The sequence below is a fragment of the Kocuria dechangensis genome (assembly GCF_014636775.1).
GTDB lineage: Bacteria > Actinomycetota > Actinomycetes > Actinomycetales > Micrococcaceae > Kocuria > Kocuria dechangensis.
Map to the genome: position 1 here is coordinate 70,606 of NZ_BMEQ01000014.1, position 20,277 is coordinate 90,882.

The 20,277-nt window shown below is 73.5% G+C and carries 16 protein-coding genes and 1 riboswitch; of the genes, 1 reads left to right on the plus strand and 15 read right to left on the minus strand.

All coding sequences use genetic code 11. From position 1 onward, the window contains the following. Positions 1-46 precede the first annotated feature (46 nt). The 11 genes from IEW07_RS13010 to IEW07_RS13060 all read right to left on the minus strand — a co-directional run bounded on the left by IEW07_RS13010 (position 47) and on the right by IEW07_RS13060 (position 13,296). Positions 47-298: a hypothetical protein gene (locus IEW07_RS13010; RefSeq protein ID WP_188537898.1), complete on the minus strand. Its 252-nt coding sequence runs from the start codon at positions 296-298 to the stop codon at positions 47-49. Between the two features lie 122 nt (positions 299-420). Next, positions 421-1,785, minus strand: coding sequence for a glutamate-5-semialdehyde dehydrogenase (locus IEW07_RS13015; protein ID WP_188537900.1), 1,365 nt, complete (start codon positions 1,783-1,785; stop codon positions 421-423). Further along, positions 1,782-3,035 (minus strand): glutamate 5-kinase, encoded by a 1,254-nt coding sequence (proB, locus tag IEW07_RS13020; RefSeq protein ID WP_188537902.1) that lies wholly within the window; start codon positions 3,033-3,035, stop codon positions 1,782-1,784. The genes IEW07_RS13015 and proB overlap by 4 nt, the downstream gene beginning before the upstream one ends. Before the next feature lie 109 nt (positions 3,036-3,144). Continuing rightward, a complete protein-coding gene (gene obgE / locus IEW07_RS13025) occupies positions 3,145-4,701 on the minus strand; it encodes a GTPase ObgE (protein ID WP_188537904.1) in 1,557 nt (518 codons plus the stop codon). A 155-nt stretch (positions 4,702-4,856) separates the two neighbouring features. Continuing rightward, positions 4,857-5,114: a 50S ribosomal protein L27 gene (rpmA, locus tag IEW07_RS13030; RefSeq protein WP_188537906.1), complete on the minus strand. Its 258-nt coding sequence runs from the start codon at positions 5,112-5,114 to the stop codon at positions 4,857-4,859. A 48-nt stretch (positions 5,115-5,162) separates the two neighbouring features. Beyond that, positions 5,163-5,474, minus strand: a complete 312-nt coding sequence (rplU, locus tag IEW07_RS13035; protein ID WP_188537961.1) for a 50S ribosomal protein L21 — start codon at positions 5,472-5,474, stop codon at positions 5,163-5,165. Positions 5,475-5,688: 214 nt separating this feature from the next. After that, the gene (locus IEW07_RS13040; protein WP_229741833.1) at positions 5,689-7,215 is read right to left on the minus strand and encodes a bifunctional hydroxymethylpyrimidine kinase/phosphomethylpyrimidine kinase; all 1,527 of its coding nucleotides are present in this window, start codon (positions 7,213-7,215) and stop codon (positions 5,689-5,691) included. After that, complete coding sequence (gene thiE / locus IEW07_RS13045; protein ID WP_188537908.1) at positions 7,212-7,892, minus strand: thiamine phosphate synthase; 681 nt, start codon at positions 7,890-7,892, stop codon at positions 7,212-7,214. Before thiE ends, IEW07_RS13040 begins: the two co-directional genes overlap by 4 nt. Further along, complete coding sequence (thiM, locus tag IEW07_RS13050; RefSeq protein WP_188537910.1) at positions 7,889-8,764, minus strand: hydroxyethylthiazole kinase; 876 nt, start codon at positions 8,762-8,764, stop codon at positions 7,889-7,891. The genes thiE and thiM overlap by 4 nt, the downstream gene beginning before the upstream one ends. Next, positions 8,755-8,848, minus strand: a riboswitch (TPP riboswitch). It overlaps the preceding gene by 10 nt. A 37-nt stretch (positions 8,849-8,885) precedes the next feature. Further along, complete coding sequence (locus IEW07_RS13055) at positions 8,886-9,608, minus strand: nuclear transport factor 2 family protein (RefSeq protein WP_188537912.1); 723 nt, start codon at positions 9,606-9,608, stop codon at positions 8,886-8,888. Between the two features lie 262 nt (positions 9,609-9,870). After that, positions 9,871-13,296, minus strand: a complete 3,426-nt coding sequence (locus IEW07_RS13060; protein ID WP_188537914.1) for an Rne/Rng family ribonuclease — start codon at positions 13,294-13,296, stop codon at positions 9,871-9,873. A gap of 415 nt (positions 13,297-13,711) precedes the next feature. On the opposite strand from IEW07_RS13060, the gene IEW07_RS13065 reads away from it, so the two are divergent. Beyond that, positions 13,712-14,344: a vitamin K epoxide reductase family protein gene (locus tag IEW07_RS13065; protein WP_188537916.1), complete on the plus strand. Its 633-nt coding sequence runs from the start codon at positions 13,712-13,714 to the stop codon at positions 14,342-14,344. Between the two features lie 104 nt (positions 14,345-14,448). Here the strand turns inward: IEW07_RS13065 and ndk are convergent, their stop codons facing one another. From ndk to ileS, 4 genes are all read right to left on the minus strand, one after another. Beyond that, positions 14,449-14,865, minus strand: coding sequence for a nucleoside-diphosphate kinase (gene ndk / locus IEW07_RS13070; RefSeq protein WP_188537918.1), 417 nt, complete (start codon positions 14,863-14,865; stop codon positions 14,449-14,451). Positions 14,866-14,947: 82 nt separating this feature from the next. Continuing rightward, positions 14,948-15,382 carry a DUF4233 domain-containing protein gene (locus tag IEW07_RS13075; protein WP_188537920.1) on the minus strand — a complete coding sequence of 145 codons (435 nt, stop codon included), beginning with the start codon at positions 15,380-15,382 and terminating at the stop codon, positions 14,948-14,950. A gap of 64 nt (positions 15,383-15,446) precedes the next feature. Beyond that, a complete protein-coding gene (locus IEW07_RS13080; RefSeq protein WP_188537922.1) occupies positions 15,447-16,820 on the minus strand; it encodes a bifunctional folylpolyglutamate synthase/dihydrofolate synthase in 1,374 nt (457 codons plus the stop codon). Further along, the gene (ileS, locus tag IEW07_RS13085; protein ID WP_188537924.1) at positions 16,817-20,152 is read right to left on the minus strand and encodes an isoleucine--tRNA ligase; all 3,336 of its coding nucleotides are present in this window, start codon (positions 20,150-20,152) and stop codon (positions 16,817-16,819) included. The genes IEW07_RS13080 and ileS overlap by 4 nt, the downstream gene beginning before the upstream one ends. Positions 20,153-20,277: the final 125 nt, after the last annotated feature.

The window sequence follows — 20,277 nt, forward strand, 5'->3', positions numbered from 1 at the left end:
GGCGGCGTCCGGGGAAGCGGTGGTCACGGCGCTGGGGCTCCCCGGATCAGGCGTGGCGCTTGGCGTTGTACTCGCTGAGCATCGCCTGCTCGTCCGCGGGCAGCTCGGCCGGGTCGTGGTGCTGGCCGACCTCGGGGCTCAGGCCCCGGTTGGCGTAGGACATGGCCACCACGAGCAGGGCCATGAGCAGCACGAACATCGCCAGGCCGATGGCCTCGGGCGGGATGCCGGACTCGGCGGCGGCGTGGCCGCCCTCCTCGGCGGCGGCGCGGACGGTGGTGGCGATCTGCTGCAGCATGGGGTTCCCTTCTGGTGCCGCGGGCACGGCAGGTGGTCGGTGGGCGGCCCGCCCCGCCTCGGCCGGCGGGCCCGGCGGTACTCATCGTACTGAATCCGCGGCGGGCCCGCCGCGACCGCGGCTCAGGCGCGGATGTGCCCGTCGCCCTGGACGATCCACTTCGTGGTGGTCAGCTCCTCCAGGCCCATCGGCCCGCGGGCGTGCATCTTCTGCGTGGAGATCCCGATCTCCGCGCCGAGGCCCAGCTGCTGGCCGTCGGTGAAGCGGGTCGAGGCGTTGACCATGACGGCCGCGGCGTCGATCTCGGCGGTGAACCGCTCGGCGTTGGCGAGGTCGTTGGTCACGATCGCCTCGGTGTGGCGGGTGGTCCACCGCTCGATGTGGGCGAGCGCCTCGTCGAGGTCGTCGACGATCTTCACCGCGAGGTCCATGGACAGGTACTCGGTGCCCCAGTCCTCGTCGGTGGCGCGCAGGTGCTGGCGGCCCGCCGGGAGCAGCTGCTCGGCGCGCTCGTCGACGTGCAGCGTCACGCCGGCCTTGTCGAGGGCCGCGAGCACGGCGGCGCCGTGCGGGAACCCGCTGTGCATCAGGAGGGTCTCCGTGGTGTTGCACGTGCTGGTGCGGTGGGTCTTCGCGTTGACGGCGATCTTCACGGCCATGTCCTTGGGCGCGGAGGCGTCCACGAACAGGTGCACGTTGCCCTCGCCGGTCTCGATGACGGGGACCTTGGCGTTCTGCACGACGGACTGGATCAGCCCGTGCCCGCCGCGCGGGATGAGGACGTCGACCTTCCCCCGCGCGGCCATGAGGGCGTTGGCGCCCTCCCGGCCGTACTCGTCGATGCTCTGGACGCAGTCCATGGGCAGCTTCACGTCCGAGAGGGAGTCGCGGATGATCCCGACGAGCGCGCGGTTGCTCTCCTCGGCGGCCGAGCCGCCGCGCAGCAGCACGGCGTTGCCGGACTTCAGGGCGATCCCGGCGATGTCCACGGTCACGTTGGGGCGGGCCTCGTAGATGGCGCCCACCACGCCCATGGGCACGCGCACCTGGCGCATGCGCAGGCCGTTGGGCAGGGTCCGGCCGCGGACGACGCTGCCCACGGGGTCGGGCAGGGCCGCGAGCTCGCGGAGGCTGTCGGCCAGCGCGACGACGCGCGCGGCGTCGAGCTTGAGGCGGTCCAGCAGCGCCTCGGAGATCCCCTCGACGCGGCCGCGCTCGAGGTCCTTCGCGTTGGCGGCGAGGATCACGTCCTGCTTGTGCTCGATGCGGTCGGCGATCGTCAGCAGCGCGCGGTCCTTCCAGGCGCGGGTGGCCCGGCCCAGGGCCCGGGCGGCGACGCGGGCGTCGTCGGCCATGGCCTCCACCCCCGCGACGGGGTCGTCGCCGAAGGTGGCCTTCACGCTCGTGTCGGTCACGATGGCCCTGCCGGTCCCCCGGTCGGCCGTCTCGTTGTCGGTGGTCACTGACTCGTGTGCGGCGGAAGTCATTTCTTCAGTCTAGTGCGGGCACCCCGCGGACGCAGAACCACCAGGTTGTCCACGTGGACCAGCTCCCGGCTGTAGTCGTCGCCCAGCTCCTCGGCCAGGACGGAGGTGGACTTGCCGAGCATCGGGGGGATCTCCTCGGAGGAGTAGTTGCTCAGCCCGTGGGCGATCTCCTTGCCCTCGGGGTCGCGCAGCGACACGGGCTCCCCCGCCTCGAAGGTCCCGGACACCCCGATGACGCCGGCGGCGAGCAGGGAGTTGCGGTCGCGGATCGCGGCGACCGCGCCCTCGTCCAGGGTCAGGGACCCCTTGATGTCCGCGAGGTGGGCCAGCCACAGCAGCCGCACGTTGCGGCGACCGCCCGAGGCGGCGAACCACGTGCCGACGTCCTCGCCGTCCAGCGCCCGGTTGATGTTCTCCGCCGAGGTCACCAGGGCGGGGATGCCCGACGCCGCGGCGATCCGGGCGGCCTGGACCTTGGTCACCATGCCGCCGGAGCCGACCCCGGCCCGGCCGACGGAGCCGATCTGCACGCCCTCGAGGTCCTTGATGGGGTCCTTGACCTCCGGGATCCGCTCCCCGCCCTTGCGGGGGTCCTTGGTGTAGAGGGCGTCGACGTCGGAGAGCAGCAGCAGGACGTCGGCCTTGATGAGGTGGGCGATCAGGGCGGCGATCCGGTCGTTGTCCCCGAACTTGATCTCCTGGCTGGAGACGGCGTCGTTCTCGTTGACGATGGGGAGCACCCCGAAGTCGAGCAGCCGCTCGATCTGGCGGTGGGTGTTCTTGTAGTGGGACCGGCGCATGAGGTCCTCGGCGGTGACCAGCACCTGGCCCACCGTGACGCCGAAGCGGGCGAAGGACTCGATGTAGCGGCCCATGAGCAGGCCCTGCCCCACGGCGGCGGCGGCCTGCTTGCCGGCCAGGTTCTTGGGCCGCCGGGACAGGCCCAGGGGCGCCAGGCCGGCGGTGATCGCGCCCGAGGACACGAAGACCAGCTCCAGGCCGCGGGCCTTCGCCCCGCCGAGGGCGTCCACGATCATCCGGACGGCCTGCTCGTCGATGGAGCTCTCGATCGAGGTCAGCGACGACGAGCCGACCTTGATCACCACCCGGTGGGCGCGCGGGATGTCCTCTCGGCGCTCGATCGGGCTGCGCCGGTTCTTGCCCCGGTTCTCGCTGCTCAGCTGGATCGCGGACTTCGTCGCGACCTCCTCCAGCTTCTCGACGTCGATCTCGTGGGTCTGGTCGGTCATCCTCTTCGTCGTCCTCCTCGGTCGGGTCCGGGCGTCGGTCGGTGGTGTCGGATCAGGTGTGTCGGATCGGGCGCTGTCAGGTCAATGATGTCGGATCAGGTGTGCCGGATCAGTCGGTGGTCCCCGTGTCGGCGGCGCGGCGGGCATCGACGGACTCCGTCCACACCCCGGCCTCGCGCTCGGCCTCGAGCTCGGCGCGGGCGGCGGCCTTGGCCTCCTTGCGCTCCTGGTACTGCTGGCGCTTCTGCTCGCGGGTGGGGCGGTCGATGTCCGCGAAGCGCAGGTCGGTGCCGCGGGGCCCGGCCAGCAGCTCGGCGCCGCCGACCATCGTGGGCTCCCAGTCGAAGACCACGCCGTTGTCCTCGGGGCCGATCAGCACGGCGTCGCCGGGGCGGGCGCCCTTCTTGAACAGCTCCGTCTCCACGCCGAGCTTCGCCAGCCGGTCGGCGAGGTAGCCCACGGCCTCCTCGTTGTTGAAGTCGGTCTGCAGGATCCAGCGGTCGGGCTTGTCCCCCCGCACGTGCCACAGCGGCTCGAGGTTGCGCTCCTCACGGGTGATCGTGAACTCGGGTCCGCGCACGCCCTTGGGGCGCAGGACCACCCGCGGGGGCACGGACTGCGCGGGCAGGGCCTCGCGGGCCTCCCGTACGACCTCGGCCATGGCGAAGGTCAGTGCGCGCAGCCCCTCGTGGGAGGCGGTGGAGATCTCGAAGACGCGGTAGCCGCGGGACTCCAGCTCCGGGCGCACGAAGTCGGCGAGCTCCCGGGCCTCGGGGACGTCGATCTTGTTCAGGGCCACGAGGCGCGGGCGCTCGTTGAGGGGGATCGCTCCCCCGCCGTCGAGCCGGCCGTCCACCGCGTAGTTCGCCAGCTCCGCCTCGATGGTCTCGAGGTCGGAGATCGGGTCGCGGCCGGGCTCGAGGGTCGCGCAGTCCAGCACGTGCACCAGCGCGGCGCAGCGCTCGACGTGGCGCAGGAACTCCAGGCCCAGGCCCTTGCCCTCGGACGCGCCCGGGATCAGCCCGGGGACGTCGGCGACGGTGTAGCGGACGTCCCCGGCCTCGACCACGCCGAGGTTGGGGACGAGCGTGGTGAAGGGGTAGTCGGCGATCTTGGGCCGGGCGGCGCTGATGGCCGCGATCAGGCTCGACTTGCCGGCGGAGGGGTACCCCACCAGGGCGACGTCGGCGATGGACTTGAGCTCCAGCACGATCTCGCGGCTCTCGCCGGGCGTGCCCAGCAGCGCGAACCCGGGGGCCTTGCGCTTGACCGAGGCCAGCGCCGCGTTGCCCAGGCCGCCGTGGCCGCCGGCGGCCGCGACGTACTCCGCGCCCGCGCCCACGAGGTCGGCCAGGACGTTGCCGTCCTGGTCCTTGACCACGGTGCCGTCCGGCACGGAGAGGACGAGGTCCTCCCCCTTGTGGCCGTGGCGCATGTCGCCCTTGCCGGGCCCGCCGTTCTCGGCCGAGCGGTGGGGGGCGTGGTGGTAGTTGAGCAGGGTGGTGGTCTGCCCGTCCACGCGCAGGATGACGCTGCCCCCGTTGCCCCCGTTGCCGCCGTCCGGGCCGCCGAGCGGCTTGAACTTCTCGCGGAGGATGGACACGCAGCCGTGCCCGCCGGCACCGCCGGAGACGTGCAGGACGACGCGGTCTACGAAACTGGCCACGGGGGACTCCTCTGATGATCAACGGTCGGGCCCACGGGGGGCCGCTTAAAACTGTAGAGGGCGGGCGCTGGACGCACCCACCCTCTACAGATCAGACATGGGTGGTGCGGGTCCGGGAGGACCCGCACCGGGGCCGGTGGCACCGGCCCTGGGGACTACTCGGCGGCAGCCTGGATGTTGACGACCTTGCGGCCGCGCCGCGTGCCGAACTCGACCTGGCCGGCGGCCAGGGCGAAGAGGGTGTCGTCGCCACCGCGGCCGACGTTCTGGCCCGGGTGGAAGTGGGTGCCGCGCTGCCGGACGAGGATCTCGCCGGCGTTGACGGTCTGGCCGCCGAAGCGCTTCACGCCGAGGTACTGGGGGTTGGAGTCGCGGCCGTTGCGAGTGGAGCTCGCGCCCTTCTTGTGTGCCATGGGGTGTGCCTACCTTCGTATTAAGACTGGACGGGGAAACCGGGCCGATCAGGCGCCGATGCCGGTCACCTTCACGGTGGTCAGCTCGGCACGGAAGCCCTGGCGCTTCTTGTAGCCGGTCTTGTTCTTGAACTTCTGGATGGAGATCTTCGGACCACGGAGGTTCTCGACGATCTCGGCCGTGACCTTGGTGCTGGCCAGGGTCTTGGCATCCGAGGTGATCTTGTCCCCGTCGACCAGCAGCAGGGCAGGAAGCTCAATGGTGCTGCCTACTCCGCCGGCGACGCGGTCAAGGGTAACGAGGTCTCCGACGGAAACCTTTTCCTGGCGGCCGCCAGCGCGGACAATCGCGTACACCACTTGGGAACTCACTTCTCTCGACGTCATGTGTAAACATTTTGGGTCGAGCGCATACCTGTCAGGACCAACGACGTTGAAGCGAGCTGTCGGTGACCGGGCCGTGGGACGGAGCCGTGGTCAGCGCAGGTTCGCCGCAATTCAGGAACTGCACCCGCATGTGCCGCCAGGTGGGGTGTTGAGTTTGAACACGCGCGCACCGGCATGGCACCGAAGATCAAGAGTACTCGATCGCGACAACCCCCGGCAAACGGCTCGCCGCGGCCGGCGCGGCGAAGAAGTCCCGCTCGAGTGCGCACGCCTCCAGGAACACCTCCCGCATCCGCTCCCGCACGGCCGGGCCCGCGTCCCGCGCGGCCTGATCCAGCAGCCGCCGGGCGGTGCGCGTGGCCTCCTGGAAGCCCTCGTCCGCGTAGGTCGCGAGCCAGTCGGCGTAGGGGTGCGCGGCGGCGTCAGAGCGGCGGGCCAGCTCCTGCAGGTGCCGCCCCACGTCCGCGTAGACCCAGTAGCAGGGCAGCACGGCGGCCAGGCCCACGGGGTACGGCTCCGCCGCCGTGGCCGCCAGCAGGAACGTGGTGTAGCGCCGCGTCACCTCCCCGGCGGGCGCGCCGGCCCCCTCCAGCCCCGCGTGCCGGAGCCGGGCCCGGTGCAGCTGGGCCTCCGTCTCCGTGCAGGACACGGCCCCGGCCGCGAAGAAGGACCGGGCCTCCTCCGCCGGGGCCCGGGCGGCGAGCGCGGCCAGCGCCCGGCTGTAGCCGTCGAGGTACTGCAGGTCCTGGTCGAGGTAGGCCAGGAACCGCTCCGGCTCCAGGCCCCCGTCGCCGAGCCGGCGGACGAACTCCAGCTCCTCGATCTCCCGCCGCACCGGCGCGGAGACCTCCCACAGCTCGTCGCTGAACCGCTCGGGCACGGTCCCCCACGTCTCGAGCGCCTCCTGGACGTGGTGGAAGTGGTGCACGGGCCCGCTGCCGTGGCCGACCTCCAGCTCCGCGGAGCGCTCGAGGGCGCCGCGGAGCCAGCCGCGGGCGATCCGCAGGCTCCTGGCCCAGTCCCCGTGCCGCACCTGGAGGGTGGCCAGGGCCGACGAGAGGGAGCACCCCGTGCCGTGGGAGTTGTCGGTGGGCACGCGGGCGCCGTCGAACGCCACGAGCGGCTCCGGGGACTCCGGCCCCACGAGGGCGTCGGGGGTCCGGTCCCCGGCCAGGTGCCCGCCCTTCACCAGCACGAGCGTCCCGTGCTCCCGGGCCACCCGGTGGCCCTGCGCGAGGGCCTCCTCCCACGACGACGCCAGGGCGTCCCCGGCGAGCACGGCCAGCTCCTGGAGGTTGGGGGTGACGAGGTCGGCCAGGCCGAGCACCGCGCGCAGGGCGTCCTCGGCGTCGGGCTCGAGCAGCCGCCCGCCCGACGTCGCCACCATCACGGGGTCGAGCACCACGACGGGCGGCCGGTGCCGGCCCAGCCACCCGGCGACGGCCTCGATGACCGGCACGGAGCCGAGCATGCCGATCTTGACGGCGTCGATCTCGACGTCGTCGGAGACGGCGTCCAGCTGGGCGGTGAGGAAATCGGCGGGCGGGACGTGCACGGAGCGCACGCCCTCGGTGTTCTGGGCGACGAGCGCCGTCACGGCGCTCATCCCGTAGCCGCCCATCGCCGCGATCGACTTCAGGTCGGCGTGCTGCCCGGCGCCGCCGGTGGGGTCCGTCCCGGCGATCGCCAGCACGCGGGGCACGCGGGCGCTCATGCGACCACCCCGGCGGGCAGGCCGTGGAAGGCGCGCAGGTAGCGTCCCGCGGCGGCCCCCGGGTCGGGGTCGGCGCAGATCCCGGAGACCACGGCGAGGCCCGCGGCGCCGGCGGCGCGCAGGCCGGGGGCGTCCTCGACGCGCACCCCGCCGATCGCCAGGCACGGCAGGGACGTGCGGGACGCGGCGCGGCCGAAGCCCTCGACGCCCAGCGGCTCCGGGTGGTCCGGCTTGGTGCGGGTGGCGCGCACGGCGCCGACGCCGAGGTAGTCCACGGTGCCGGCGGGCAGCGCGGCGGCGGCGGCGAGCTCCTCGTCCGTGGCGGCGCTGAGGCCGAGCACGGCCTCCGGGCCGCAGATCCGGCGGGCCAGCTCCACGGGCAGGTCCGATTGACCCACGTGCACGCCGGCCACCGGGGCGCCGGCCGCGCGGGCGGCGAGGTAGACGTCGGCCCGGTCGTCCACGAGCACCGGCACGTCGCGGCCCACCCGCTCGGCGACCGCGACGAGCAGTGCGACCAGGTCCCGGGCGGAGGCGCTCTTCTCGCGGACCTGGACCATGCCGGCGCCACCGGCCACGGCGGCCGCGACGACGTCGGGCACGGTCCGGGGCGCGCTGAGCGCGGCGTCGGTGACGAGGTGCAGGGCGAGGGCCGAGGGATCGAGACGGCGGCTCATCGGGCGCCCTCCTCGCGCGACAGCCCGGCCCGGGCGGCGACCTCCTCGGAGGTCAGGGCGTGCAGCCGGTCGAGCAGGGCCACGGCGAAGGAGCCGGGACCGGAGGACCCTGCCGCGGCGTCCTCGGCGGCGAGGGTGTAGACGGTCGTCGCGGCGAGCGCGGCGGCGGCCGGATCCTCCCGGACGGCGGTGAAGGCGGCCATCAGCGCCCCGAGGGCACAGCCGCCCCCGGTGACCTTCGTGAGCAGGGGCGTGCCGTGCGGGACCCGCACCACCGTGCCGTCAGCGGCGCGCACGAGGTCGACCGGCCCGGACACGGCCACGGCGCACCCGGTGCGGGCGGAGAGCTCGGCGGCGGCGTCCCGGGCGGCGTCGACGTCGTCGGTCGCGTCCGTGCCCCTCCCGCCGGCGCCCCCGGCGAGGCCGATCACCTCGGAGGCGTTGCCGCGCACGAGGGCGGGGCGGAAGTCGAGCAGCCCGCGGGCGAGGGCGGTGCGCACGGGCAGCGCGCCCACGGCCACGGGGTCGAGGACCCACGCCCGGCCGGCGCGCCGGCGGGCGGCCACGGCCTCGTAGGCGGCGCCGCGCTGCTCGGCGGTGGGGGTCCCGGTGTTGACCAGGAGGCCGTCGGCGAGCTCGGCGAAGACCCCGCCCTCCCCCTGGATGTCGGTCATGGCCGGGGACGCGCCCACGGCCAGGAGGACGTTGGCGGTGAAGTTGGTGACGACCCAGTTGGTGATGCACTGCACCAGGGGCACGGCGGTGCGCAGGTCGTCGAGGGCCCCGGCGGCGTCCTCGGCCAGCGCCGGGTCCGGCGGCGCGAGGGCGACCCCTTCCGGGGGGCGGGCGGACGTGGAGACGGCATCGCGCATTGCGACATCCCTTCGCTAGTACTGACTAGATCAGGTTCAACGGGTGTGTTCTCAGCCGATCGGGCGGCACCCCGTGTCACGAGTCCTGCCAGTCTAGCGGCCGTCGCCGCCGGTCAGGGCCTCAGAACATGCCGTTGGCGTGCGCCATCCGGTCCGGCACCGGCTGGACGACCGCCCAGTGCTCCACGATCCGGCCGGTGTCCAGGCGCCACAGGTCGTAGCAGGCCACGGTCCGGCCCGGGTCCTCCGCCGCGGCGCCCTCGGCCACGGTCAGCACGAAGTTCCCCTCGCCGACCACCCGGCGCAGCCGCCGGTACGCCGGGCGCGGCGTGTCCGCCGCCCCGAGGGCGTGGTCGACGTACCCCTCGACGGACACGTGGTCCTGGACGACGTGGGCGTCCCCGCCGATGAGCGCCGCCTCGACCCACTCGGCCGCGATCGTCTTGTTGTCGTGCGTGCGCTCGTGGTCCGTGACCGCGGTCGGGCCGTCCAGCTGGGGCCGGGCGCCGTCCGGGCCGCTGCGCAGCGGCTCCATCGCGTCCCAGTGCTCGGCGATCCGCCCGTCCTCCACCCGGAAGAGGTCGAAGGCGGCCAGCGGCTCGGGGCCCAGGCCCTCGTAGACGGCGTGGACGGCCACCATCCCGTGGTCCTCGAGCACCCTGACCAGGTCGACCCGGAAGCCCTCGGGGAGGTGCTCGATGAAGCCTCGGAGGCCCTCGCGCCCGTCCGGTGCGAACGGCGAGTGCTGCCTGAAGTCCTCCGTGTAGTAGCGGTCCACGGCCGACGGGTCGCGGCGCTCGAAGAGGTCGGCGCCGGCGGTGCGGATGGTGTCTGCGCTGGTCATGGCGATGCTCCCTGGAACGGGAGGCCGCTCGCCCGGCCGGGCGGCAGGGTCCGTCGGCCTGCACTCGTGTGGTGCTCCCCACGGTACGCGCCGCTCGCGCGCGCGGACAGATGCACGGACGGGAACGCGGCTCGTGTGACGAGGCCCCGGGGACGGGCCCGTGCGACGGGGCCCGTGCGACGAGGCCCGTGCGACGAGGCCCGGGAACGGCGGAGGGCCCCGACCGTGCCGGTCGGGGCCCTCCTGTGCCGTGCGGGCGGGCTCAGCCCTGGCCGGACGGCTTGCCGCTGGTGAGGTCCTGCGCCTTCACGCCGACGCCCACGATGGTGGGCGCCGCCCCTGCGCCCTCGCGCTCGGCGGGACGCCGAGCGGACAGCGTCGCCACGTGGCGGGCGCCCTCGGCGGCGGCCGCCTCGCCGGCGGTCACCTCGCCCTCGCCCGGCTTGGCGGCCGGGGCGGACGCGCGCCGGGAGCGGCGGCGCGGGCGCGCGGGCTCGGGCTGCTGCTCGGGCTGCACCGCTGCCTTCTCCGGCGTCCTCTCCTCGGCCGGCTGCGCGGTCTCCGGCTCGGCCTCCGGCCGCGCGGCCGGGGCCTGCCGGCGGGGAGCCTGCTCGGCGGTGGACCTCCGCTCGGCGGCCCTCTGCTCAGAGGCCTTCCGCTCGACCGCCTTCTGCTCGGCGACCTTCTGCTCGGGCGTCATCCTCTCGAAGGCCTCCGCGAGGGAGTCCAGGCTCAGGCTCGGGGCCGGAGCGGGCTCCTCGACGGGGACGTGGCCCTGCGGCAGCTCGATGACCTCGCCCTTGATGGTCAGGCGCGAGCCCGTCTCGGCCTCCGCCGCCGGGGCGGACGGCCGGTCGGTCCGGGCCGGCTCCTCCCGCGGCCCGGGCTGCGCTCCGGGCTGCTCCTCGGCGCGCGACTCCGCCGCGACCTCGGCGCCCTGGCCGCGGTTGCGGCTGCGCTTCCCGCGCCGCTTCTTCCGGGACCGGCCGGAGCCCTCGGGCCGCGTCTCGGCCTGGGCTGCCTCCTCGGCGCGCCGCTGCTCCTCCTCGGCCTCGTGGTGGGTGGCGGCCGCGATGGTCGCGAACGCCGTCCGTGCGGCCTCGGCCTTGGCCTTCTCCGCGGCGTCGGGCTCGGCGGCCGGCTGCTCGGTGCGGGCCGCCTGCTCCTGGGGCTTCTCGCCCCGGCGGCTGCGCTTGCGCTCGGTGCGGTTCGGGCGGTTGTCCCGGGACTCCCCCGTGGAGCCGCCGGAGCGGCCCTCCAGCGGGTGGTCGTGGACGACGACGCCGCGGCCGGCGCAGTGCTCGCACGGCTCGGAGAAGACCTCCAGCAGACCGGTGCCCATGCGCTTGCGGGTCATCTGCACGAGCCCGAGCGAGGTCACCTCCGCCACCTGGTGCTTGGTGCGGTCCCGGCCCAGGCACTCGACCAGGCGGCGCAGCACGAGGTCCCGGTTGGACTCGAGGACCATGTCGATGAAGTCGATGACGATGATGCCGCCGATGTCCCGCAGCCGCAGCTGCCGCACGATCTCCTCGGCCGCCTCGAGGTTGTTCTTGGTGACGGTCTCCTCGAGGTTGCCGCCGGAGCCGGTGAACTTGCCGGTGTTGACGTCGACCACGGTCATGGCCTCGGTCCGGTCGATCACCAGCGAGCCGCCGGAGGGCAGGTAGACCTTGCGCTCGAGGGCCTTCTGGATCTGCTCCTCCACGCGGTAGTTGACGAACAGGTCCTCGTCCTCCTCCCACTTCGAGAGGCGGTCCAGCAGGTCCGGGGCCACGTAGGTGACGTAGGCCTCGATGTTGTCCCACGCCTCGTCGCCCTGGACGACCATGGTCGTGAAGTCCTCGTTGAAGACGTCGCGGACGGTCTTGATCGTCAGGTCCGGCTCCGCGTAGAGCATCTCGGGGGGCAGGGTCTTCGTGGACCCAGCGCGCTCCTGGATCTGCTCCCACTGGGCGCGCAGCCGGTTGATGTCGTTGGTCAGCTCCTGCTCGGAGGCGCCCTCCGCGGCGGTGCGCACGATCACGCCCGCGCCGTCCGGCAGCCGGTCCTTGAGGATCTTCTTCAGCCGGGCGCGCTCGACGTCGGGCAGCTTCCGGGAGATGCCGGTCATGGACCCGCCCGGCACGTAGACCAGGTAGCGGCCCGGCAGGGAGATCTGGCTGGTGAGCCGGGCGCCCTTGTGGCCGACCGGGTCCTTGGTCACCTGCACGAGCACGGAGTCGCCGGACTTGAGGGCGTTCTCGATCCGCCGGGGTCCGCCGTCGAGGTTCGAGGCGTCCCAGTTGACCTCTCCGGCGTAGAGCACGGCGTTGCGGCCGCGGCCGATGTCGATGAACGCCGCCTCCATGGAGGGCAGCACGTTCTGCACCTTGCCCACGTAGACGTTGCCGATCAGCGAGTCCTGCTGGGTGTGGGAGACGAAGTGCTCGGCCAGGACGCCGTCCTCGAGGACGCCGATCTGGATCCGGTTCTCCTTCTGGCGCACCAGCATCTGCCGCTCGACGGACTCGCGGCGGGCGAGGAACTCGGCCTCCGTGATGACCTGGCGGCGGCGGCCCGACTGGCGTGACTCGCGCCGGCGCTGCTTCTTGGCCTCCAGGCGGGTGGAGCCCTTGACCGCGACGACCTGGTCGCTCGTGGCGCTCTCCGCGACGCGGGGCGCCCGGACACGGGTCACGGTGTTGGGCGGGTCGTCGTCGCTGCCGCCGACGAGCTCCATGTCGACCTCGCCGCGACGGCGGCGGCGGCGGCGCCGGCTGGTGATGCCGGGGCCGGGCTCGCCCTCGCCCTCCTCGCGGGCCTCGGCGGTCTCCTCGTCGAGGCCGTCGCCCTGGTCCTCGGCGGACGCCTCCTCCTCCTGGTGGCGGCGCCGGGCCTCCTTGCGGCGGGCGGCCCGCTGCTGGGCGGCCTCGCGCAGCTCGTCGAGGTCCGGGGCGTGGAACATGATCGACGTGGCGGTCACGGCGGCGGACAGCGTGCTGAGCGCGTCCTCGCCGCCGTCCTCGTCGGCATCCGCGGAGGCATCTGCGGGGCCCTCCGCGGCGTCCCCGCCGGCCTCGCCCAGGTCCTCGGCCTGTCCGGCCGGCTCCAGGGCCTCCGCCGCCTCCTCGCCACCGGGGGTGTCCGGCGCGGGGTGCTGCGGGGCGGCGGCCTCCTGGGCCACGGCGTCGGGGGTCTCGTCGCCCGGCACGGCGGTCCCGGGGGCGACGTCGAGGGTGTCGGCGCCCGAGGCCTCCCCGGCGGCCGTCGTCCCGGTCGTCGTCCCGGCGGTCGAGGGCTCCGCGGGGGCCGGCCCGTCGAGCACGTCGCCCGGCGTCTCCTCCGCGGTCCCGCCCGAGGGCTCGGGCACGACCTCGTCCGACGGCTCGGCCGGGGTCTCCCCCGGGAGCTCTGCCGGGATCTCCCCGGGGAGCCCTGTGGTGACCTCGCCCGACGGCTCGGGCACGACCTCGCCCGGGAGCCCGGTGGGGACCTCGCCCGAGGGTTCGGCCGGGGTCTCCCCCGGAAGCTCTGCCGGGGTCTCCCCCGGGAGCTCGGTGGGGACCTCGCCCGAGGGCTCGGGCGCGGCGGTCTGCGGCGCCCCCTCGGCCACCGGGGTCTCCCGGTGGGCGTCGTGCGATGTGTTCTGCTGACCAGCGTCCAGGGCGTCCTGCGCCCCGTCCTGGTTCACCTGTTCGGCTTCCATATACAGCTGTGCTCCTGCTGCGGTCCGCCGTCCGTACCCGGTCCCCGCAACGGCTTGGTCGGCGTGTCGCCGGTGGGGTCCACTCGGCGGCCGGAAAGTCCTGTGCGTGCCCGTCGCGTCCCGCACACCACGCGAACGGGCGGGGACGGCAACGAGCCAGTCCGAGGCTCCGAGCCGGTGCTCACGAGGGCACCGGTCTTTGGGCCGGTGGGGACGCGCTCAATCCGATGAGAGCCGCGGGTCCTGCCGACCGGGGTCGAAGTCCGACTGGGCCGAGATCCCGCGTACGGGCGGGTTCGGCCGTGGCCATTGTCTCACAGTCCCCGCGCTCCGTCCCGGATTGCCCCGTGACGGCCCTGGTCGCCGGGGACCGCGCCGCTCCGGGGCTCGCGGGGGCATCGCCTAGGATCGGGGCGTGACCTCGACACAGTCCTCCCTCGACGACTCCCCCGGCCTGCGCCCCGACGACGGCGCCCGCGCGGACCGCCGCTGGGGCGTCGTGGCCCTCGTGACGGCCCTGCTGGGCTTCTACGGCGCCGCGACGCTCGTGTACGAGCGGCTGCAGCTCTTCCTCGACGCCGGCCACCGCACCAGCTGCGACATCAACTCCTGGCTGTCCTGCGGCACGGTCATGCGCACGCCGCAGGCCGAGGCGTTCGGCTTCCCCAACCCCTTCATCGGCATCGTGGCGTACGCGGTCGTGCTGGCGATCGCCTTCGCCGTGCTCGCCGGCGCCCGGTTCGCCGCCTGGTACTGGTGGTGCGTCCAGATCGGGGTGACCCTGGGTTGGGCCTTCATCCTGTGGCTGTGGTGGCAGACCACCTTCGAGATCAACGCCCTGTGCCTGTACTGCATGCTCGTGTGGATCATGCAGACCGTCCTGTTCGTGCACACCACGGCGCGCAACCTGGGCGCGGGCGTGATCCCCTCGCGCCCGGCCGTGGCCCGCGCGGCCGGGTCCTGGGCGTGGTTCGTCTCCGCCGCGCTGCTCGTGCTGATCTTCGGGACGGTCTTCATCCGCTTCGCCGGGGTGATCTTCCCCGCCTGACCGGAGCCGGCGGCCGGGGCGGCCTGTGCCGCTGCGACCGCGCCCGGACCGACGACGGCCCGCCTCCTCCAGGAGGCGGGCCGTCGTTCGTCCGTGCGGACGGATCAGCCGAACCAGATGCCGATCTCGCGCTCGGCGGACTCCGGGGAGTCGGAGCCGTGCACGATGTTCTGCTGGACCTGCTCCCCCCAGTCCCGGCCGAGGTCGCCGCGGATGGTGCCGGGCGCGGCGGTCGTGGGCTCGGTGCTGCCGGCCAGGGAGCGGAAGCCCTCGATCACCCGGTGGCCCTCGACGACGGCGGCGACGACGGGGCCGCTGAGCATGAACTCCACGAGCGGGCCGAAGAACGGCTTGCCCCGGTGCTCCTCGTAGTGGCGCTCGAGCAGCGCCCGCTCGGCGTGGACCAGCTTGAGCTCCACCAGCCGGTAGCCCTTCGCCTCGATCCGGGCGAGGACCTGGCCGGTGAGGCCGCGGGCCACGCCGTCGGGCTTGACGAGGACGAGGGTGCGTTCCGTGGTCATGGGGATCCTTCCGAGAGGGGTCACACGTGTCCGTTCCAGCCTAGACGCTGGGCGGGCCCGGACCTGCGGGGGAACGCCGGGCTCAGCCCTCCGGGTGCTCCCGCTCCCACTGCTCCTGCGCGGCGTCCCGGGCGGCGTTCTCCCGGTCCAGGCGCGCCCCGGTGCGCACGCCGTACCACCACGCGAGCGCGGAGAGCAGACCCACGAAGAACATGGCCGGGACCACGAAGCCCGTGGCCACGAGCAGCACCTGGAGCGCCCAGCCGAGCGGGTAGCCCCACGGCCGGCGCAGGAACGCCGGTGCCACGAACAGCACCAGGGTCAGCACCCCGCCGCCCACGAGGAGGGCCGCGCGCCCGCCGTCGCCGAGGTCGCGGCCCAGCAGGCCGTAGGCGGTGAGGGTCGCGAAGAAGGCGATGAACGCCTCCATGACCAGCACGGAGGAGGCGAACATCGTGCGCACCGAGCGCCGGGGCTTCTTCTGCCCCGGGCGCCACTCGCGCTGGGCCTTGGTCATGCGTGCCACTGGGAAGGGGTCCTCTCGTGCGGGTCGGGCCGGCGGGACGGCGTGGGGGCCGGGCTCACAGGCCCAGCAGGGTCCGGGCCTCGCCCACCACGGTGACCGAGCCGGTGACCAGGACGGCCCCGTCGAACTCCGGGCGGGCGGCGGCGTCCTGGACGGCCTCGGCCACGGCGTCGTCGAGCGCGGGCACGGCGTGCACCACGTCCTCCGGGAAGCCGAGGTCCACGGCCAGCTCCGCGAGCTCCTGCGGGGCGACCGCCCGGGGCGAGGTGGAGCGGGTGAACCAGAACTCGGTGTTGAACTCCTCGTACTCGTCCAGCAGCGTCTGCAGCATCGCCTCGGCGTCCTTCTCCTGCAGGACGCCCACCACGAGGTTGAGCTTCCCGAAGCTGAAGGCCTCCTTGAGGGCGGCGGCCGCGGCCCGGAGCCCGTGCGGGTTGTGGGCGGCGTCCAGGACGACGGGCGGGGCCTTGCGGGCCAGCTCCAACCGGCCGGGGGACGCCACGGCGCCCAGGCCGGTGCGGACGAGGTCGGGGGTGAGCTCCTTCTCGCCCCCGCCCAGGAACGCCTCGACGGCGGCGACGGCCAGCGCCGCGTTCTCCGCCTGGTGGGCGCCGAACAGGGGCAGCAGCAGGTCGGGATAGCGCCCGGCCAGGCCCTGCACCGTCAGCACCTGCCCGCCGACGGCCGTGGAGCGGGACTCCACCCCGAACTCGACGCCGGCGAACCGGAACGGGATGCCGAGCTCCCGGGCCCGCTCCAGGAGCACCTCCGCGGCCCCGGGGTCCTGCGGGGCGGAGACCAGGAAGCCGTGGGGCTTGAGGATCCCGGCCTTCTCCCGGGCGATGTCCTCCAGGGTGTCGCCCAGCATGTCGGTGTGGTCGAGGTCGATGGGCGTCACCACGGAGACCGCCGCGTCGGCCACGTTCGTGGCGTCCCAGGACCCGCCGATGCCGACCTCCAGGACGACGACGTCGACCGGCGCGTCCGCGAAGACCGCGAACGCGAGCGCCGTGACCGTCTCGAAGTAGCTCAGCCGCGGCTCGCCGCGCTCGGCCAGCTCCGCGTCGACGATGCCGAGGTACGGGGCGATCTCCCCGTAGACCCGCACGAACGTCTCGTCGTCGACGGGCTCGCCGTCCACGCTGATCCGCTCGGTCACGCGGGACAGGTGGGGGCTCGTGTAGCGGCCCACGCGCAGGTCGTGGGCCAGCAGCAGCGCCTCGATCATCCGCGCGGTCGAGGTCTTGCCGTTCGTGCCGGTCAGGTGGATCACCGGGGCGGCCCGCTGCGGCTCGCCCAGGACCTCCATGGTCCGGCGCATCGCGTCCAGGCGCGGGGCCATGCGGTTCTCGGGGGCCCGGTCGAGCAGCCGGGTGTAGACCTCCTCGACGGTCGTGGCGTCGCCGGCCCCGGCGAAGGGGGCGCTCATGCCTGCACCGTCCCGGCGTCGACGCTCGCGCCGAGGACCTCGACGGTCACGGAGGGCTCGCCCACCCGCAGCTCGAGCTCGGCCGAGAGGGTCTCCCCCGCCACGAGCGCGCGGTTGGCCTCGAGCGCCGCCACGGTGGCCTCGTCCGCCACGACAACCGTGCGGATCCGGTCGGAGACGTTGAGGGCGGCGTCCTTGCGGGCCTGCTGGACGGCGCGGATCATGTCGCGGGCGGTGCCCTCGGCCTCGAGCTCCGGGGTGAGCTCGGTGTCGAGCACCAGGAAGCCCCCGCCGGGCAGGACGGTCACGGCGCGGGAACCGGCCGCGGCGTCCCCGGCCACGACGGTCTCGAGCTCGTACTCGCCCTCCTGCAGCGCGACCCCGCCGGCGGTGACGGTGCCGTCCTCGGCGGTGCTCCAGTCCCCGGACTTCGCGGCCTTGATGACGGCCTGCACGCCCTTGCCCAGGCGCGGGCCGGCGGCGCGGGCGTTGACCTTCAGCTGCTGGGAGATGCCGAACTGCTCCGGGGAGACCTCGGCGGCGTCGAGCAGGGTGACGGACCTCAGGTTCAGCTCGTCCTCGACGATGTGCTCGAACGTGCCCGCGAGCCGGCCGCCCTGGGGGACGACGACGGTCATCCCGGCGAGGGGCTGGCGCACGCGCAGCTTGTGGGCCTTTCGCAGGGCGGAGCCGTTGGAGCAGATGGCGCGGGTGGTCTCCATCAGCGCCACGAGCTCCGGCTCGGCGGGGAACCGGGACGCGTCCGGCCAGTCGGTGAGGTGCACGGAGCGCCCGCCGGTCAGCCCGCGCCAGATCTCCTCCGTGACGAGCGGCAGCAGCGGGGCGGCCGTGCGGCAGACGGTCTCCAGGCAGGTGTGGAGCACGTCGAAGGCGACGGTGTCCTCGTCGAAGAAGCGGTCGCGGGAGCGGCGCACGTACCAGTTGGTGAGGGTGTCCATGTAGCCGCGCAGGTGCTCCGCGGCGCCCGAGACGTCGTAGCGGTCGAGCGCCTCCTTGACGTCGGTGACGAGGTCCCCGGTGGCCGCGAGCACGAAGCGGTCCATGACGTTCTCGGACTCGTACCGCAGCTGCGCCTCGTAGCCGGCGCCGCCGTTCGCGGCGTTCGTGTAGAGGCCGAAGAAGTGGTACACGTTCCACAGCGGCAGCAGCATCTGGCGCACGCCGTCGCGGATGCCCTGCTCGGTGACGATCAGGTTGCCGCCGCGCAGGATGGGGCTGGACATGAGGAACCAGCGCATGGCGTCGGCGCCGTCGCGGTCCAGGACCTCGTTGACGTCCGGGTAGTTGCGCAGGGACTTGGACATCTTCTGCCCGTCCGAGCCCAGCACGATGCCGTGGCTGATGACGTTGCGGAAGGCCGGGCGGTCGAACAGCGCGGTGGCCAGGATGTGCAGGGTGTAGAACCAGCCGCGGGTCTGGCCGATGTACTCGACGATGAAGTCGCCGGGGTTGTGGGTCTCGAACCACTCCCGGTTCTCCATCGGGTAGTGCACCTGGGCGTAGGGCATGGACCCGGAGTCGAACCAGACGTCGAGCACCTCGGGGACGCGGCGCATCGTGGCGTGGCCGGTCGGGTCGGCGGGGTTGGGGCGGGTCAGCTCGTCGATCCAGGGCCGGTGCAGGTCCACCTCGCCCTTGTCGTTGCGCGGGAGCCGGCCGAAGTCGGCCTCGAGCTCCGCGAGGGACCCGTAGACGTCGCGGCGCGGGTGCTCGGGGTCGTCGGACTCCCACACGGGGATGGGCGTGCCCCAGTACCGGTTGCGGGAGATCGACCAGTCGCGGGCGTTCTCCAGCCACTTGCCGAACTGGCCGTCCTTGACGTTGCCCGGGATCCAGTTGATCTCCTGGTTCAGCTCGACCATCCGGTCCTTGATCCGGGTGACCTCCACGAACCACGAGGACACGGCCCGGTAGATCAGGGGGTTGCGGCACCGCCAGCAGTGCGGGTACGCGTGCTCGTAGGTGGCCTGGCGGACCAGCCGGCCCTGCTCCTTGAGGTCGCGGACCACCGTGCGGGCCACGTCCTTGTCGAAGACGTTCAGCCCGGCGATCCCGGCCAGGGGAGCGCCGGCCGCCAGCCGCTCGTCGGCGAAGAGGCCGTAGAAGGTGCCGGACTCGTCCAGGGAGAGCACCACGGGGATGTCGTAGGCGGCGCACACGGTCTGGTCGTCCTCGCCGTAGGCGGGCGCCTGGTGCACGAGGCCGGTGCCGTCCGTGGTGGTGACGTAGTCGGCGACCACGATCTGCCAGGAGGTGCCGGTGCCGAAGCGCTCGGCGTCGGCGAAGTAGTCCCACAGCCGCCGGTAGCGCAGGCCCTCGAGGTCCGCGCCGGGGTAGCGCGCGGTCACGGCGGCGGCGGCCGCAGCGGCCGGGTCCTCGGCCTCGCCCCAGCCCAGGTCCCGGGCGTAGCCGGCCAGCAGCTCCTCGGCGATCAGGAAGCGCCGGCCGGCGAGCTCGCCGGCGCCGGGGACGACCGCGTAGACGATCTCCGGGCCCACGGCGATCGCCTGGTTGGTGGGCAGGGTCCAGGGGGTGGTGGTCCAGGCGAGGGCCTCGACCCCGGCGAGCTCGGCGGCCGCCTCGGGGCGCCGGGCCCAGGAGGCGTCGTCGAGGATCGGGAACGTGACGGTGACGGTCTGGTCCTGGCGGTCCTTGTAGACGTCGTCGTCCATGCGCAGCTCGTGGTTGGACAGCGGGGTCTCGTCCTTCCAGCAGTACGGCAGGACGCGGTAGCCGGAGTAGACGAGGCCCTTGTCGTCGAGACCCTTGAAGGCCGAGATGACGGACTCCATGTACTCGACGTTGAGGGTCTTGTAGTCGTTGTCGAAGTCGACCCAGCGGGCCTGGCGGGTGACGTAGTCCTGCCACTCGCCGGCGTACTTCATGACGGACTCGCGGCAGGCGTCGTTGAACGCGGCGATGCCCATCCGCTCGATCTCCTGCTTGTCGGTCATCCCGAGCTGCTTCATCGCCTCGAGCTCGGCGGGCAGCCCGTGGGTGTCCCAGCCGAAGCGGCGCTCGACGCGCCGGCCCTGCTGGGTCTGGTAGCGGGCCACGAGGTCCTTGACGTACCCGGTGAGCAGGTGGCCGTAGTGCGGGAGGCCGTTGGCGAAGGGCGGGCCGTCGTAGAAGACGAACTCGTTGGAGCCGTCCTCCCCGGGGTCGCGCCGGTCGATGCTGGCCTGGAAGGTCCTGTCCTGCTCCCAGTAGGACAGGACGCGCTCCTCCACGGCCGGGAAGCGGGGCGCCGCGGGGACGCCGCGGGCGTCGGGGTCGGTGGTCGCCTTGGGGTAGACGGGCTGGTCTGACACGGGATCCTCGTTCTGACGTCGGTGCTGCTCGTACGGGTCAGGATGCAAGGACGCTGCCGGCCGGTCGCCCGGGCACAACGCGGTACCACCTCGCTTGCGGCCCGCTCCCTGGACGGGTGCGGGGC